Origin of the sequence: Maricaulis sp., assembly GCF_017642925.1 — a bacterium.
In the GTDB taxonomy this organism is placed as follows: Bacteria; Pseudomonadota; Alphaproteobacteria; order Caulobacterales; family Maricaulaceae; genus Maricaulis.
Genome location: NZ_JAEPOL010000004.1, coordinates 38,184 through 51,791, shown reverse-complemented (window position 1 = coordinate 51,791; position 13,608 = coordinate 38,184). Strand labels below are relative to the sequence as shown.

Sequence of the window (13,608 nt, the reverse complement as noted above, 5' to 3'; positions counted from 1 at the left end):
CCGGGACGGGGTCGTGTCCACATCCTTGTGCGCCGACGCCTATGTCCTGGAACTGGCGGGACCGGGTCGCATTGCGGCCCTGTCCTGGCAGGCCGACCATCCGGTTTCGGCGGCGCCGGACTGGGCACGCAGCCTTCCCAGGGCCTGGAATGATGCAGAAAGGCTCTATGCGCTGGCGCCGGGCCTGACGGTGTTCGGGGCGGGCGAGGGTGCGCGGACGCGCCGCATGCTGGAACGGACCGGGTTTGAAACCTTCGAGCTGAGCTGGGCGAGCGATTTCGATGGCGTGCGCGCCAATCTTGTTGCGCTAGGCCGTCATCTGCATCGCGACGCGGAAGCCGGTGAGGCGGTCGCGTCGCTTGACCGCCGTCTGGCAGCGCTGTCTGCGCGCAGCGCGGAACGGGGTGTGCGGCCCCGCGTGCTTTATCTGAGCGCGTCCGGCGGAACGGCCGGTGACGGGACCTATATCGACGCGGCGATCGCGGCGGCCGGTGGCGTCAACGTCATGGCGGAGGAGGGTGTAACCGGCTGGCCGGCCGGCGACCCCGAGACTGTGCTCGCCGTGGAGGCCGATATCGTGCTCACCAGTTTTTTCACCGATGGCTATACCGGCCTGTCGAACCGTGCGGCGCGCCATTCGGCTTACCGGCGCGTGCTGACGCAGGGGGCAAGCGAAACCATCCCGGCCAGCGACTGGCCCTGTGCCGGCCCGCGCCTGATCGACGCGGCCGAGCGCATCGCCGATATCATCGACGACTGGTCGCGGCAGGTGCCGTCATGAGCGGGCGGGGCTTTCTGGTGGCAGGGCTGACGGCCGGTCTCGCGGTGGCTGTCGGCCTGTCGCTGTTTTGCGGCGGTACGGGGCTCGCAGCAATTGACGGACTGTTTTCCGCCACGCCGACACTCGACACCCTGATCCTGCGCGAACTCAGGCTGCCGCGTGTCCTGCTGGGTGTTCTGATCGGTGCCGGGCTTGGCGGGGCTGGCGCCGTCATGCAGGGCTTCTTCCGCAATCCGCTGGCCGATCCCGGCGTCGTGGGCGTATCGGCGAGTGCCGGCCTTGGTGCCGTTACGGCGCTGTACTTCGGACTGGCTTCCCTGTTTGCGCTGGCGCTGCCGCTCGCCGGCGTATTCGGCGCAACCGCCGGCGTGACCCTGCTCTTCCTGATCGCGGGGCGCGGCGCGTCTGCAACCACGCTGATCCTGTCGGGTGTGGCCGTGAATGCGATGGCGGGCGCCCTGACGGCATTGCTGATGAATCTCGCCCCCAACCCGTGGGCGCTGGCCGAGATCGCCTACTGGCTGATGGGGTCGCTGAAAGATGCCAGCTGGACGGAGATCGCCTTCGCCGCCCCGCTGATCCTCGCCGGTCTTGCGATCCTGTCGACGACGGGACGCAGTCTGGATGCGCTGAGCCTGGGCGAAGAGACGGCGGTCAGTCTGGGCGTGAATTTGCGGCGGCAACGCCTGACCGTGGTCGCCGGAACCGCGCTGGCTGTCGGCGGCGGTGTAGCGGTGGCCGGTGCGATCGGTTTCGTCGGGCTCGTGTTGCCGCATCTTCTGCGTCCGCTGGTGGCGCACCGCCCCGGAGCCCTGATCCTGCCCTCCATGCTGGGAGGCGCCCTTCTGGTGACACTGGCCGACCTGTTCGTGCGGCTCGTGTCCGGGCCCGGCATGCCGCTTTATCTCGGTGTGGTCACGGCACTGATCGGCGCACCCTTCTTCCTCTGGCTGGTGCGCACATCGCAACGGGTGGCGCCATGAGCCGGCTGGATTTCCATCATGTCGATTTCGGCTATGGCGACCGGCTTCTGCTGCGCCGGACCAGCCTGTCCTTCGAGGGCGGCGGCATTGCGGCCCTCGTCGGTCCGAACGGGGCGGGCAAGTCGACCCTGCTGAAGCTGGCCGCCGGCCTGTTGCAGCCGGCCGACGGCAGCGTGGCGCTGAACGGACGCCCGCTTGCGGATCTGCCGCTGCGCGAGCGGGCGCGGATGATCGGTTACCTGGCGCCTGACGGACGTTCTGCCTGGCCGATGACCGTGCGCAATCTCGTCGCGCTGGGGCGTGCGCCCTGGCGCCAGCCCCTGCGGGCCCTGGGTACAGATGATCGCGCCGCGATCGATCAGGCCATGGAGCAGACCGGTATTGCCGATCTGGCCGGCCGGCGGTTCGACACGCTGTCGTCCGGCGAGCGCGCGCGTGCCTTGATCGCCCGGACGCTTGCCGGCCATGCGCCCTTGCTGGTGCTCGACGAACCGACCGCCGCCCTCGATATCCGGCATCAGCTGGGTGTGATGGAGATACTGCAGGACGCGGCGAAGGCGGGAACGCAGGTGATTGTCGCCGTGCACGCCCTCGATCTCGCTGCCCGCTTTGCCGACCGAGTCCTGGTGATGAAGCGGGGCGCCATCCTGGCCGACGGTCCGGCCGATGCCGCCCTGTCCGAAGCGGTTGTCAGCGAAGCCTTTGACGTGCGCGCACCGGGCGGCATCGTTCCGACCCGCCTGGCACCGCTTGCGTCCTCGCGCTAGAGCAATTTCGTCGCGATTGAGGCCCGTGCAATTGCTCTAGCGTTCTAGTGGTCGCATTTTCGAACCGCAAAACCGGTTCCCACTTTTGCTGAAAATGCCCCGTCCTTGGTGATCGCATTTTCGAACCGCAAAACCGGTTCCCATTTTTGCTGAAAATGCTCTGCGGCGCCTACTCGAAGACGATTTCCGGTGCCGGCTTGGACGCCGTTTCAGCTGCAGACATGACGGCGCGGCCGACGCGGGCAAAGGCCTTGCCGACCGGGCCGTCGTCCAGTGCCATCGGTTCGCCGGCGTCGGAACGGGTGCGCAAATCGGGGTGCAGCGGGATGTCGCCCAGATAGTCGACCCCCAGGGCCTCGCTTTCCGCCTTTACGCCGCCATGACCGAAAATGTGACTGCCCTCACCGCAATGCGGGCAGATGAAGACAGACATGTTCTCGACCATGCCGAGAATGGGCACATGGGTCTGGTCGAAGAGATTCATCGCCTTGCGGGCATCGTCCAGGGCGAGATCCTGGGGTGTCGAGACGATCACGGCCCCGTCGACCGGAATGTCCTGGGCGATGGCCAGCTGGGCATCGCCGGTACCCGGCGGCATGTCGAGGATCAGCACATCGGGCTGGCCCCAATCGGTGTCGGCGAGAAATTGCCGGATGGCGCCCTGCACCATCGGTCCCCGCCAGACGACGGCGGCCCCGGGTTTCACCACAAAGCCCATCGACACGATCTTCACGCCATGCGCCATGACGGGTTGCACACCGGCATCCGTCTTCTGAAGCCCAGGCACATCCGTGAGGCCGAAGAGGCGCGGCGCGGACGGGCCATAGATGTCGGCGTCCAGCAGACCGACCTTCAGCCCTTCACGGGCCAGGGCCACGGCGAGATTGGCGGCGATGGTCGACTTCCCGACGCCGCCCTTGCCGGAGGCAACGGCAATGATGCGCTTTGCGGGCTTGGGTGTGGCGCCGCTGCGGGGCTGTTTTTCCGGCTGTTTCTGTTTGCCCGGATTTTCGCGATGCGCGGTCATCACGATGCGCGTCCGGGCGATGCCGTCGAGGGCGGTCACGGCGGTCTCGATTTCCGGCTGCAGGCGGTCGAGGTCGGGCTGGCCGGCGACGGGTGGCGAAAGAATGATGGTCGCCGTGTCTCCCATCACCGAAGCGGCCTCGATGCGGCCGGCATCGACCAGATTTCGGCCGGACTGGCGTTCGTGGATTCCGGATAGCGCAGTACGCAGGCGGTCGTCCATGGGTCAGCCTCCTTTTGCACAACAGCTAGGGTGTCGGCCGCCGTTCGCAAAGCGCCCGGTGCAGCGCTATGTCATCTGGACCGGGGGGTGGACGAAGGGGCGGTGCCGCGCCATTGCGCCGAGATAGTCGGCGTCTTCCTCGCGATAGCGGGCTTCCCATTCGTCGGCGCGTTGATGACCGACGCTTGCGATTTCGACATTTTCCGGTGGCAGCGGCGTTTCCGGCAGGCCGAGGATATTGGCGAACAGGCGCACCACCCGTTCGGGCCGACGCACGATATCTTCGTAATAGAGCCGTACGGGCTCGATTCCGATCGCGCCGAACTCGCGTTCCCAGCGCATTTCCTCATCGTGCAGGAATTTGGTCCAGTTGCGGATGGCCTTGGTGTCGTAGAGCACGGCGTCCTGGACGATGCGCGCATCATCAGTCATCTGGAAGGAGTGCAATACGCCCGACTGGTGGGCCACATGCATGGAAATGCCCTGGCGGACGATATTGCGGCGCCTGAGGTAGAAATAGCGCATGTCGCGGCCGAGAATCTGCTTGCGGCCGGTTGCCTGGCGGCCCCACAGAAGATGGGCAAGGGCCAGTTCGATGCCGGACACCCCGTTAGGCGAAGCGTGGCGGGCGAGGACGCGCCTGAACAGCATGTCCCAATCGGTCGACCCGGTCTCCCGTGCCTGGTCCTCGGCGAGGGCTATGGCGAGCCATTCGCTGGGATATCCGAAACAGCCCGTCTGCTTCAGCAAGTGCGCAAGGAAGGTGCTCCCCGAACGCGGTACCATGCAGATCGCATAGCGGTGCGAGACGTCGATTTCGTCGAGTCCGGCAAACTTGGCAGGATCGGGAGTGCCGTCGCGCCAGATATACTCGAACATCTCGCTCATGGTGCGATAGGGCGTTCCCGAGGTGTCGGGGATGAAGGCCCGGTCCGGCGAAACCTGGTTGGAAATAACGTTACGGCGCGGGTGCGCGCCATCTGGCGTGGGCGACTTGGTCATGAGCCTGGGGGAAGTTGGATGGTGGGCGATACTGGGATTGAACCAGTGACCCCTTCGATGTCAACGAAGTGCTCTCCCGCTGAGCTAATCGCCCATCCGTCACAAGGGAGCCGGTTCTTAGCCTCCGGATGAGCGGAGTGCAAGTGCCGCATGTGCAGTCCTGCTGCCTGATTGCAGTGCTTTCGGGAACCCTGCCAGTCTATGACTTTTTTGCAACATAAATGACGGAAATGCGGCGGCGCCGGCACGAGTGCTTTGTATCCGTTTCGATGTTGGACATAGTGCGCGCTGAGTTGGGGTGACCCAACCGCGTCTGCTCACGGATAGAACAAAAGCCGGAGTGGGCGTCCAGATACACAAAGGGGTACAATCGTGAGCACTTATTGGGACCGCGAGCGCCTTCTGCGCTCGACTATCCTTGCAGGCTTTGCAGCCGCTGGCCTGGCCATTTCTCCGGCTTACGCTCAAGACCAGCAGCAGGACGAGGACGAGCAGTCCGAGGACACCGCTGCGAGCGAAGACACCATCGTCGTTACCGGTTCGCGCATCCGTCGTGATGCGTTCGCCTCCGTGGCGCCGCTGCAGGTGATCGACTCTCAGGAAATCCGCGATGCGGGCCTGATCGACACCGCACAAATTCTGCAGACGTCGTCGGTCGCCCAGGGCGTCCAGCTCGACAACACGATCGGCGGCGCCTTCGTGACGGACGCCGGTCCCGGCTCCAACACGATTACGCTGCGCGGCCTGAATCCTGACCAGACGCTGCTGCTGATCAACGGCCGCCGCGTTGCACCGTCCGGTGTGGAAGGTGCTCCGTCGCTGCCGAACGTCGACATTATTCCGACCGACGCCATCCAGCGGATCGATATCCTGCTCGACGGTGCGTCCTCGGTCTACGGTTCGGACGCCGTTGCCGGCGTTGTGAACGTGATCCTGCGCGACAACTTCGAAGGCTTCCAGGTCGGCGCATACACGAACTCGCCGGAAGAGTCCGGTGGCGGTTCGCACCGCTGGAACATGATGGTTGGCGACTCTTCCGAGAACGGCCGGTTCATGTTCTCGATGGAATACTTCCACCAGGACAGCCTGCAGGTTAACGACCGCGACTGGAACTACGACCCGACCGACGGCCTGTACTGCTCGCGCGACATCGAAATCGCCGATGACGGCTCGCTGCTGTCCGAGTGCGAAGGCGCGATCATCAACCGCGTTCGTACCTACAACTACTTCGTCAACGGTCAGCCGGACCTGGCGTCCTATTACGCCAATCCGGGCCTGTACGGCACCGACGTCTATTCCACGCCGGGCTCGTCCGACACGGGCATCCCGGGCTGGTCCTTCGGCGACAGCACGAACGAAGCCTATCGCTCGTCCTATCTCGACCAGACCACGGACATCATTCCGGACTCCCAGCGTTACTCCTTCCTGTTCACCGGCGACTACACGATCGACCGGTTCCTGGGTCAGGAAAACGTGACGGTGTTCACGGAACTGCTGCACACCAACTCGCAGACGACCTACAAGTCCGGTTATCATGGCCAGCTCTTCCCGACGGTCCGTGCGGACAACCCGTACAACCCGTTTGGCTTCGACGTGGTGCCGATCTTCGCCTCGCCGATCGAGCGTTCGAACATCGAAGTGGAAACGCAGTACACCCGGTTCATGTCGGGTCTGCAGGGTGACTGGAGCTTCGCTCCGTCCTGGTCGTACGAAGTGTTCGGCGGCTACACCCGGTCGATGGGCTACTCGCGCCGTCCGGCTGTTGACGAAGGTCTCCTGACCGCCGTCGTCGCAACGACGCGCGTCGAGAATGGCGAAATCGTCTGCGGTTCCGACGACAACAGCACGATCGAACTGTTCGGCTTCCTGTCTCCGAACAACTGTGTTCCGGTGAACCTGTTCCACCCGAACCTCTATCCCAACGACGGCTCCACGGCGCCGTCCTTCGGTACCCAGGAAGAGTACGACTTCCTGCGCATCGACCGCACCGCGACGACGGTCGTCGACCAGCTGATCTTCGGTGGCTTCACCACGGGGCCGCTGTTCGAACTGCCGGCGGGTGAGGTTTCCGGTGTGTTCGGTATCGAATGGCGCCGCGACACGCTCGACTCCGGCACGGATACCGTGGCCGCCGACGGCCTTGCGGCCGGCTACTTCGCCGACCGTCGTTCGGAAGGTTCCGCTCAGCTGACCGAATACTACGCCGAGCTGGCGATCCCGCTCGTCTCCGGCGCCCGGTTCGCCGAGGACATCTCGCTGGAACTGGCCGGTCGTCTGACCGACCACGAGTACTACGGCCAGAACTCCACCTACTCGGCGCGTGCGTCGTGGGTGATGACCGACTTCCTGACCCTGAACGCCACGATGGGCACGTCCTTCCGGGCGCCGAACCTGCGTGAACTGTTCCTGGGCGGCCAGACGGGCTTCACCTCGGGCTTTGCCGATCCGTGCGTGGTTCCGAACGATGCTCGCGGTCCGGGCAACACCTACGACCCGACCAACGACAATCGTGATGCCGTGGTCCTGGCGAACTGTGTCGCCGAAGGTGTGGATCCGACCTCGCTGGGTCTGACCGGTACGCCCTCGATCGAGAGCTTCCGGGCGGGTAACCCCTCGCTGGAGCCGGAAACCTCGGATGCCTACAGCCTCGGCTTCGTGTTCGACCAGCCGTTCACCGACCGGTTCGACGCGTCGCTGCGTGTCTCCTACTTCTCCATCGAAGTCGAAGACTCCATCGCGATCCCGGGCACGGCCTTCTCGCTGGGCCAGTGCTACAACTCGACGAACTTCCCGAACGACCCGTTCTGTGCGCGCCGCCAGCGTGACCCGAACACCGGTCTTCTGACCTTCGTCGACAATACGCCGTTCAACGTTGCGACCCAGGAAACCACGGGTTGGGACTTCAACGGCCGGTTCAACATGGACTTCAACTTCCTCGGCGGCTTCAACTACGACATGAACGCCACCTTCACGAAGTCCGATGAGATCCTGTCCCGTAACACTGCGGAATCGGACCTGAACAACTTCGTCGGCGACTGGGGTAGCCCGGAATGGCGCGGCGCGATCTCCAACCGCTTCGAACGCGGTGACTGGTCGATGCTGTGGCGTGCCCGTTACCTCGGCGAGCAGGCCTCGATCCGCAACGTGGTCGGCGTCGACTACGGCGAGCGTATCGAAGCGGCGTCCGAACTTGGCGGCGACGCCGTCGATAGCTGGGACGCGGTCTGGTACCACGACCTGTCGATCAGCTACGATCAGGACACCTGGGCTGTTACCTTCGGTGTGAACAACCTGTTCAACGAAGAGCCGGCGATCATCGATCAGGATGCATCGGGTGCCACGCTCGGCTCCGGCAACGAAGTGCTGGGTTCGGGTTACGACCTCCTGGGCCGTCGCTTCTTCGCTCGCGTCAGCAAGGCCTGGTAAGACTTCGGTCTGACCGACTTCAGGGATTGGGCCCGCTCGCAAGAGCGGGCCCTTTTCTTTTGCGCTGTCTCCGACCGGAGCTGAAGGTCGGCACCGCTCTCCGGGGCGAAAAAAACGCCGCCCCGAAGGGCGGCGTCCTGCTGGTCCGTTCCGGTGCAGCCTGCTGTCAGGCCGCCATCACCCGGGCCACTTCGTCGACCAGTTCGCGCAGATGGAAGGGCTTGGAGAGCACCTTGGCGTTGGTCGGGGCGCCGGAGCCGGGGTTCAGGGCCACGGCGGCGAAGCCGGTAATGAACATGATCTTGAGTGCCGGATCGATCTCTGCGGCACGGCGTGCCAGCTCGATCCCGTCGACACCGGGCATCACGATGTCGGTCAGGAGAAGGTCGAACTGCGCCGGCTGTTCGCCGATCGCGTCCAGTCCTTCTTCCCCGTCGGAACACACGAGAACCTCGTGCCCGGCCCGTTTCAGGGCCTTGGCGAGGAAGTCCCGCATCGAATCGTCGTCTTCTGCCAGAAGAATCTTTGCCATCTCAGGTCCCACCCTTGCGAAAACTCGAATTGACGGCAACCTACACGCGCTTGGTAAAAACCCGCTGAACGCGCTGTAGCGCTTGACCGGCGGAGTGCAGCTGCCCACTCTTTGACCCATGGACGCTGCAAACCCATCATCGCTCGCCTTGGATGTTTCGGCAAATCCAAATGCGTCGGCCGATGCGGTCCGGGTCGCGCGGCCGTCCGGCCCGGCCCGGCCGATCGTGTTCGCCTCGCCGCATTCCGGCCGGCACTACACGTCGGAAATGCAGTCGATGACCTGCCTGACGCTCGACCAGCTGCGCCGGTCCGAAGACGCCTATGTCGACACGCTGATCGCGTCGGCACCCGATTTCGGCGCCCATCTGGTCACGGCCCAGTTCCCGCGTGTGTTTGTCGATCCCAATCGTGGACCGTGGGAACTCGATCCGGGAATGTTTTCCGATCGCCTGCCGGATCAGACGGCGCCGGTTTCCCGGCGCGCCGCATCCGGGCTCGGTGTCGTTCCGCGAATCGGTGTCGAGGGGCGCTCGCTCTATCGCCGCCGCCTGCGGTATGCCGAAGCACGCAGCCGGATCGAGCGCTTCTACGAACCCTATCACGCGACGCTCGAGGCCCTGCTTGCAGAGCTGCGGACCGGGCACGGTTTTGTGGTGGCGATCGACATGCACTCCATGCCGGACCAGTCCGCCCGCGGTGTCGATTTTGTCCTGGGCGACCGGTTCGGCTCTTCCTGCGACCCGCGCATAACAGACCGGGTCGAGGCCGTGCTTCGGGACCGGGGCTACGTCACAGTTCGGAACATTCCCTATGCCGGCGGCTATACGACGGAGCACTACGGACGGCCCGCCGACGGGGTGCATCTGATCCAGATCGAGATCAATCGCAGCCTCTATCTCGACGAGGCAAGGGTCGTGATGGCGCCAGGCTTCGCCGGTTTCGAAGCAGAAATGCGCAAGATTGTCAGGCAATTGGCTGAAACTGACTGGGCGCGCTGCGTGCCGGCCTGACAATACCCATCCTGAGCGAAATTTGCGGCACGGCCTCGCGCGGCACGCGCTTTGCTCCCCTGTGAGGTGTGCGTCCCAATGCGGCGCATTTCGAGACGCGAAGCACAGGCGGCGAGTAGTATGACCAACGATATCGATCTTCATGTGGGCAAGCGCCTGCGCCGCCGGCGCCGGCTTCTGGGACTGACGCAGCAGCAGCTGGCCGAGTCCGTCGGCATCCGCTTCCAGCAGATCCAGAAGTATGAGTGCGGCGCGAACCGGGTGAGCGCCAGCCGGTTGTTCGAACTGGCCGAGTCGCTCGATGTGCCGGTGCAGTATTTCTATGAAGGCCTGTCGCAGCGTGATCAGGCAGACAATGACTCGCGCCTTTCGGCGGACATCCTCTCGCAGAAAGAGACGATGGACCTGATCCGCGCCTACTACCGGCTGGGCGAGCGTCCGCGCAAACGCCTGCTGGAACTGGCCAAGTCGCTCGAGCCGGATGAACCGGCGAACGACGCCGCCTGATACGAGGTCCGGGGGGACAACGACAAGGCGTCTGGCGTGGCGGCGAGGGCCATGCTAGGCGCCTTTTCATGTCTGGCTACGACCCGTCCTACGACCTGGAAACCGCGCATCGGATGGCCGACGCCGCCGGTGCGGCGATCCGGCCCTATTTCCGCTCCGGGCTGGCCGTGGAAAACAAGCTGACGGCGGGTTTCGACCCGGTGACGGCAGCAGACCGGGCCTCTGAACAGGCCATGCGCGATGTTCTCGCGGAGCGTGCGCCCGATGACGGCATCCTCGGGGAGGAATTCGGCGAAACGGTGCGCGACAACGCGCGGCGCTGGATCCTCGATCCGATTGACGGGACACGGGCCTTTATCGCCGGGCTTCCGACCTGGACCGTGCTGATCTCGCTCGAGCAGGCGGGGCGACCCGAAGTCGGTGTCATCGACCAGCCTCATATCGGTGAACGGTTTGCGGGCTGGCCGGGCGGGGCGGCCCTGTGGCATGGCGGTGCGAAGCGGGAATTGCGCACCAGCGGGCGGACGAGCCTCGACGAGGCGATCCTTGCGACAACCGATGCCTATCTGTTCAGCGGCGATGAAGCGGCAGCGTTCGAGCGGGTCCGCCGGACAGCCCGGCTGTGCCGCTTCGGATATGACGCCTATGCCTATGCCATGCTCGCCGCTGGCGGCGTCGATCTGGTGATCGAGAGCGGGCTTCAGATCTATGACGTCCAGGCTTTCATGCCGGTCGTCCAGGGCGCGGGCGGGGTCGTGACCGACTGGCGCGGCGGCGATCCGAGCCTCGGCGGCCAGGTGGTGGCGGCGGCTTCAGAGGCTCTGCTTGAAAGCGTTCTGCCCCTGCTCGCCGCCGCGGCACGCCAGAGCGTGATCAGGTGAAGTGGGAACCGGTTCACCGGTTCGGTCACGCGACCGCTCAGGATTCTGAAGCGTGATCAGGTGAAGTGGGAACCGGTTCACCGGTTCGATCACGCGACCGCTCAGGATTCTGGAGCAGGGTCGATTCCGCAGGAAACGATCCTGATCTAGCTGTCCAGAAGGATCCTCACCGGTTCGCGGCCGAACTCGATGCGCTCGATCGACCGGTTGCTCCGGTCGGCCGGTCTGAAAAAGGCCCGGTTCTCCTGAACCGTCAGTGGTGCGCGTTCACCGTCGCGGTCGACGGCCCAGGCCTCGGGGGCGGCGCCATCGAAAACAAAGACAACGGATTCCATCCGCGGGGCAAACAGTGCGGCGACGCCCGCAGCTGACCGGATCGCCCGGTTGGCCTGCTCGACACTCATGGCGAGCGCGTCGCGGGAAAACTCAGTTGCGCCGGGGCCGGAATACTCGAACTGCATCGATAGGGAAAACCCGCCGCCGGCCGGCTGGTTGATCCACACATCCGGTTCGGCATCCAGTGCGGGCAGTCCGGGTAGCCGGGTGATGCGGCCCGTGGCATCCAGCGCGAACTGATGCGTCTCGCCGTCATGATCGTACCACATCCGGATATCCTCGGGCGGGATGCCTTCGGCCGAGCTCACCACGTAGGCCATCCGGAAATGGCTGCGTTCGGCGTCCGGAATGTCGAGATAGCTTTCCAGATGCGGGAAGAAACGCGGCAAGGGGCCAGCGACGCGTTCAACCTCGCTGGCGGTATCGTCCGCGACGGCGGGCGCCACGCTCACGAGCGCGGCGCCAACCATGGCAAGGATGCTGCGCATCATTCTTCGGCGGCCCCGGACGCTGAAGCCGGCTTGCGGAACAGAAGGGTCATACGATCGCTTTCGCCGATCGCGTCAAAATGTTCGCGATCGAAACCCTCGTAGCCTTCATCGCCTTCCTGCGGTGAACGGCGCACCGGCGGCAGGGTCCAGACACCCAGCGGGTGATCGGCCGTATCGGCGGGGTTGGCGTTGATTTCCGAAGTGTCGACCAGTTCGAACCCGGCTTCCTCGGCCATGGCGATGACATAGGCCTGCTGCACATAGCCATTGGCCGACATCGGATCCTGTTCGCGCGACGAAGGCAGGCGGTGTTCGACGACACCCAGCACGCCGCCCGGGCGAAGGGCGTCGTAGAATTCCGCGAAAGCGCGTTCGGCAAAGCCGTTATTCATCCAGTTGTGGACGTTGCGGAAGGTCAGCACGGCGTCCGCGCTGCCGTCTTCCATGTCCAGACCGCCTTCGCCACTGAAGCTCACCAGCTGCGGCTCGCCATACAGGGCGTTGTTCTCGATACGGGTTTCGAACGCGGCGCGCGAACGCTGCTGGTAGTTGCTGGCAGCGTCTGCCGGGAAGTGTGCGGCGACATAGGTCCCGCCATTGGCAGCGATCCACGGGCCCAGCACATCGCTGTACCAGCCGCCGCCCGGCCAGATCTCCACGACGGTGGAGCTGGGGTCGATCTGGAAGAATTCCAGCGTTTCGCGCGGGTGGCGCCATTCGTCGCGTGCGGCCGCCTCGCCCCGCCAGTCGCCGGCCAGGACGGTCTCGATGTCGGAATAATCCGGGGCGGGTGCTGTTTCGGCTTCCGGCGCGGCAGCCGTTTCGGCGGCGGTCTCCGGTGCAGCCGCTTCGGTATCCGCGTCCGTATCGGTCTGCGAATTTCCGCAGGATGCCAGCAACATCGAACCGCCAAGAAGGGCAGCAAGGGCCTTGGTGCGCATATGGAATTCTCCCTGTCTCCGTTGTCCTGTCCTAGCCAAGCCCGCGCAGCGGCGCAATTGCTTCGCGCGGGGCTTGCGAAATCGTGATCGCCTCCCCAACTAATTCGCGCAGGTTGCCGCAACGGGACCTGCGGACCGGCCACGGCCAGTGTGCGTGGCGGTCCCCGTCAACCGTCCGGCCCGTCCGGACCTGTTTATCGCTCTGAAGGAGGATGGACTGTTATGCGTACTGTCGATTTTACCCCGCTCTACCGTTCGATCGTCGGTTTCGACCGCTTGGCCGACATGATGGACTCGGCCACCAAGATCGAATCCCAGGGCTACCCCCCCTACAACATCCAGCACGTTGCCGATGACGAGTACCTGATCGAGCTCGCCGTCGCCGGTTTCGGTGAGGAAGACCTCACTGTGGAAGTCCAGGAAAACGTGCTGACCGTGTCCGGCCGGATTGCCGAGAAGACCGACGCCGACGAACGCCGCTTCGTGCATCGTGGTATCGCCGAGCGCGCCTTCGAGCGCCGCTTCCATCTGGCTGACCATGTCGAAGTGACCGAGGCCGGTCTCAGGAACGGCCTGCTGACGATCCGTCTGGTCCGCGAAATCCCCGAGGCCGCAAAGCCGAAGCGGATCGAGATCAAGGCCGGGTCCGGCAAGACCAAGGCGAAGCTGATCGAGGGCGGCAAGACGAAGGCTGCCTGAT

Annotated in this window: 13 protein-coding genes and 1 tRNA gene; 8 read left to right on the top strand and 6 right to left on the bottom strand. The window is 64.7% G+C overall.

Annotated elements, in window-relative coordinates; all coding sequences use genetic code 11:
• Positions 1-13: 13 nt before the first annotated feature.
• From JJ918_RS04350 to JJ918_RS04340, 3 genes are read left to right on the top strand one after another with little or no spacing between them, the layout of a single operon-like run.
• Complete coding sequence (locus JJ918_RS04350) at positions 14-781, top strand: ABC transporter substrate-binding protein (protein ID WP_291883770.1); 768 nt, start codon at positions 14-16, stop codon at positions 779-781.
• On the top strand, positions 778-1,764 hold the full coding sequence (locus JJ918_RS04345) for an iron ABC transporter permease (RefSeq protein ID WP_291883768.1): 987 nt from the start codon (positions 778-780) through the stop codon (positions 1,762-1,764). Before JJ918_RS04350 ends, JJ918_RS04345 begins: the two co-directional genes overlap by 4 nt.
• Entirely contained in the window at positions 1,761-2,531 is a 771-nt protein-coding gene (locus tag JJ918_RS04340; protein ID WP_291883766.1) for an ABC transporter ATP-binding protein, read from the top strand. The genes JJ918_RS04345 and JJ918_RS04340 overlap by 4 nt, the downstream gene beginning before the upstream one ends.
• Before the next feature lie 169 nt (positions 2,532-2,700).
• Here the strand turns inward: JJ918_RS04340 and JJ918_RS04335 are convergent, their stop codons facing one another.
• From JJ918_RS04335 to JJ918_RS04325, 3 genes are all read right to left on the bottom strand, one after another.
• Complete coding sequence (locus tag JJ918_RS04335; protein ID WP_291883764.1) at positions 2,701-3,780, bottom strand: Mrp/NBP35 family ATP-binding protein; 1,080 nt, start codon at positions 3,778-3,780, stop codon at positions 2,701-2,703.
• Positions 3,781-3,846: 66 nt separating this feature from the next.
• On the bottom strand, positions 3,847-4,782 hold the full coding sequence (locus JJ918_RS04330; RefSeq protein ID WP_291883762.1) for a Stf0 family sulfotransferase: 936 nt from the start codon (positions 4,780-4,782) through the stop codon (positions 3,847-3,849).
• Positions 4,783-4,801: 19 nt separating this feature from the next.
• Positions 4,802-4,876, bottom strand: a tRNA-Val gene (locus JJ918_RS04325).
• A 278-nt stretch (positions 4,877-5,154) separates the two neighbouring features.
• Between JJ918_RS04325 and JJ918_RS04320 the strand changes: the two genes are divergently transcribed.
• Positions 5,155-8,208 carry a TonB-dependent siderophore receptor gene (locus tag JJ918_RS04320; RefSeq protein WP_291883759.1) on the top strand — a complete coding sequence of 1,018 codons (3,054 nt, stop codon included), beginning with the start codon at positions 5,155-5,157 and terminating at the stop codon, positions 8,206-8,208.
• A gap of 166 nt (positions 8,209-8,374) precedes the next feature.
• On the opposite strand, the gene cpdR is transcribed toward JJ918_RS04320, so the two are convergent.
• A complete protein-coding gene (cpdR, locus tag JJ918_RS04315) occupies positions 8,375-8,740 on the bottom strand; it encodes a cell cycle two-component system response regulator CpdR (protein WP_075188630.1) in 366 nt (121 codons plus the stop codon).
• 148 nt (positions 8,741-8,888) lie between these two features.
• Here cpdR and JJ918_RS04310 point away from each other — a divergent pair, with 148 nt between their 5' ends.
• The 3 genes from JJ918_RS04310 (at position 8,889) to hisN (ending at position 11,140) form a co-directional block, all read left to right on the top strand.
• The gene (locus JJ918_RS04310; protein ID WP_291883753.1) at positions 8,889-9,752 is read left to right on the top strand and encodes an N-formylglutamate amidohydrolase; all 864 of its coding nucleotides are present in this window, start codon (positions 8,889-8,891) and stop codon (positions 9,750-9,752) included.
• A 120-nt stretch (positions 9,753-9,872) separates the two neighbouring features.
• On the top strand, positions 9,873-10,259 hold the full coding sequence (locus JJ918_RS04305; RefSeq protein WP_291883751.1) for a helix-turn-helix transcriptional regulator: 387 nt from the start codon (positions 9,873-9,875) through the stop codon (positions 10,257-10,259).
• A gap of 68 nt (positions 10,260-10,327) precedes the next feature.
• Positions 10,328-11,140, top strand: a complete 813-nt coding sequence (hisN, locus tag JJ918_RS04300) for a histidinol-phosphatase (RefSeq protein ID WP_291883749.1) — start codon at positions 10,328-10,330, stop codon at positions 11,138-11,140.
• 146 nt (positions 11,141-11,286) lie between these two features.
• Here the strand turns inward: hisN and JJ918_RS04295 are convergent, their stop codons facing one another.
• Together JJ918_RS04295 and JJ918_RS04290 are read right to left on the bottom strand one after the other, a co-directional pair.
• Entirely contained in the window at positions 11,287-11,967 is a 681-nt protein-coding gene (locus JJ918_RS04295; RefSeq protein WP_291883732.1) for a hypothetical protein, read from the bottom strand.
• On the bottom strand, positions 11,964-12,908 hold the full coding sequence (locus JJ918_RS04290) for a class I SAM-dependent methyltransferase (RefSeq protein ID WP_291883729.1): 945 nt from the start codon (positions 12,906-12,908) through the stop codon (positions 11,964-11,966). Before JJ918_RS04290 ends, JJ918_RS04295 begins: the two co-directional genes overlap by 4 nt.
• Positions 12,909-13,130: 222 nt before the next feature.
• Between JJ918_RS04290 and JJ918_RS04285 the strand changes: the two genes are divergently transcribed.
• Positions 13,131-13,607: an Hsp20 family protein gene (locus JJ918_RS04285; protein ID WP_291883726.1), complete on the top strand. Its 477-nt coding sequence runs from the start codon at positions 13,131-13,133 to the stop codon at positions 13,605-13,607.
• Position 13,608 lies beyond the last annotated feature (1 nt).

What these genes read in the sequence shown, in the direction of transcription:
- JJ918_RS04345 (WP_291883768.1), top strand. Translation starts at nt 778, where the DNA reads ATGAGCGGGCGGGGCTTTCTGGTGGCAGGGCTGACGGCCGGTCTCGCG.
- JJ918_RS04340 (WP_291883766.1), top strand. Translation starts at nt 1,761, where the DNA reads ATGAGCCGGCTGGATTTCCATCATGTCGATTTCGGCTATGGCGACCGG.
- JJ918_RS04335 (WP_291883764.1), bottom strand. Translation starts at nt 3,780, where the DNA reads ATGGACGACCGCCTGCGTACTGCGCTATCCGGAATCCACGAACGCCAG.
- JJ918_RS04330 (WP_291883762.1), bottom strand. Translation starts at nt 4,782, where the DNA reads ATGACCAAGTCGCCCACGCCAGATGGCGCGCACCCGCGCCGTAACGTT.
- cpdR (WP_075188630.1), bottom strand. Translation starts at nt 8,740, where the DNA reads ATGGCAAAGATTCTTCTGGCAGAAGACGACGATTCGATGCGGGACTTC.
- JJ918_RS04305 (WP_291883751.1), top strand. Translation starts at nt 9,873, where the DNA reads ATGACCAACGATATCGATCTTCATGTGGGCAAGCGCCTGCGCCGCCGG.
- hisN (WP_291883749.1), top strand. Translation starts at nt 10,328, where the DNA reads ATGTCTGGCTACGACCCGTCCTACGACCTGGAAACCGCGCATCGGATG.
- JJ918_RS04295 (WP_291883732.1), bottom strand. Translation starts at nt 11,967, where the DNA reads ATGATGCGCAGCATCCTTGCCATGGTTGGCGCCGCGCTCGTGAGCGTG.
- JJ918_RS04290 (WP_291883729.1), bottom strand. Translation starts at nt 12,908, where the DNA reads ATGCGCACCAAGGCCCTTGCTGCCCTTCTTGGCGGTTCGATGTTGCTG.
- JJ918_RS04285 (WP_291883726.1), top strand. Translation starts at nt 13,131, where the DNA reads ATGCGTACTGTCGATTTTACCCCGCTCTACCGTTCGATCGTCGGTTTC.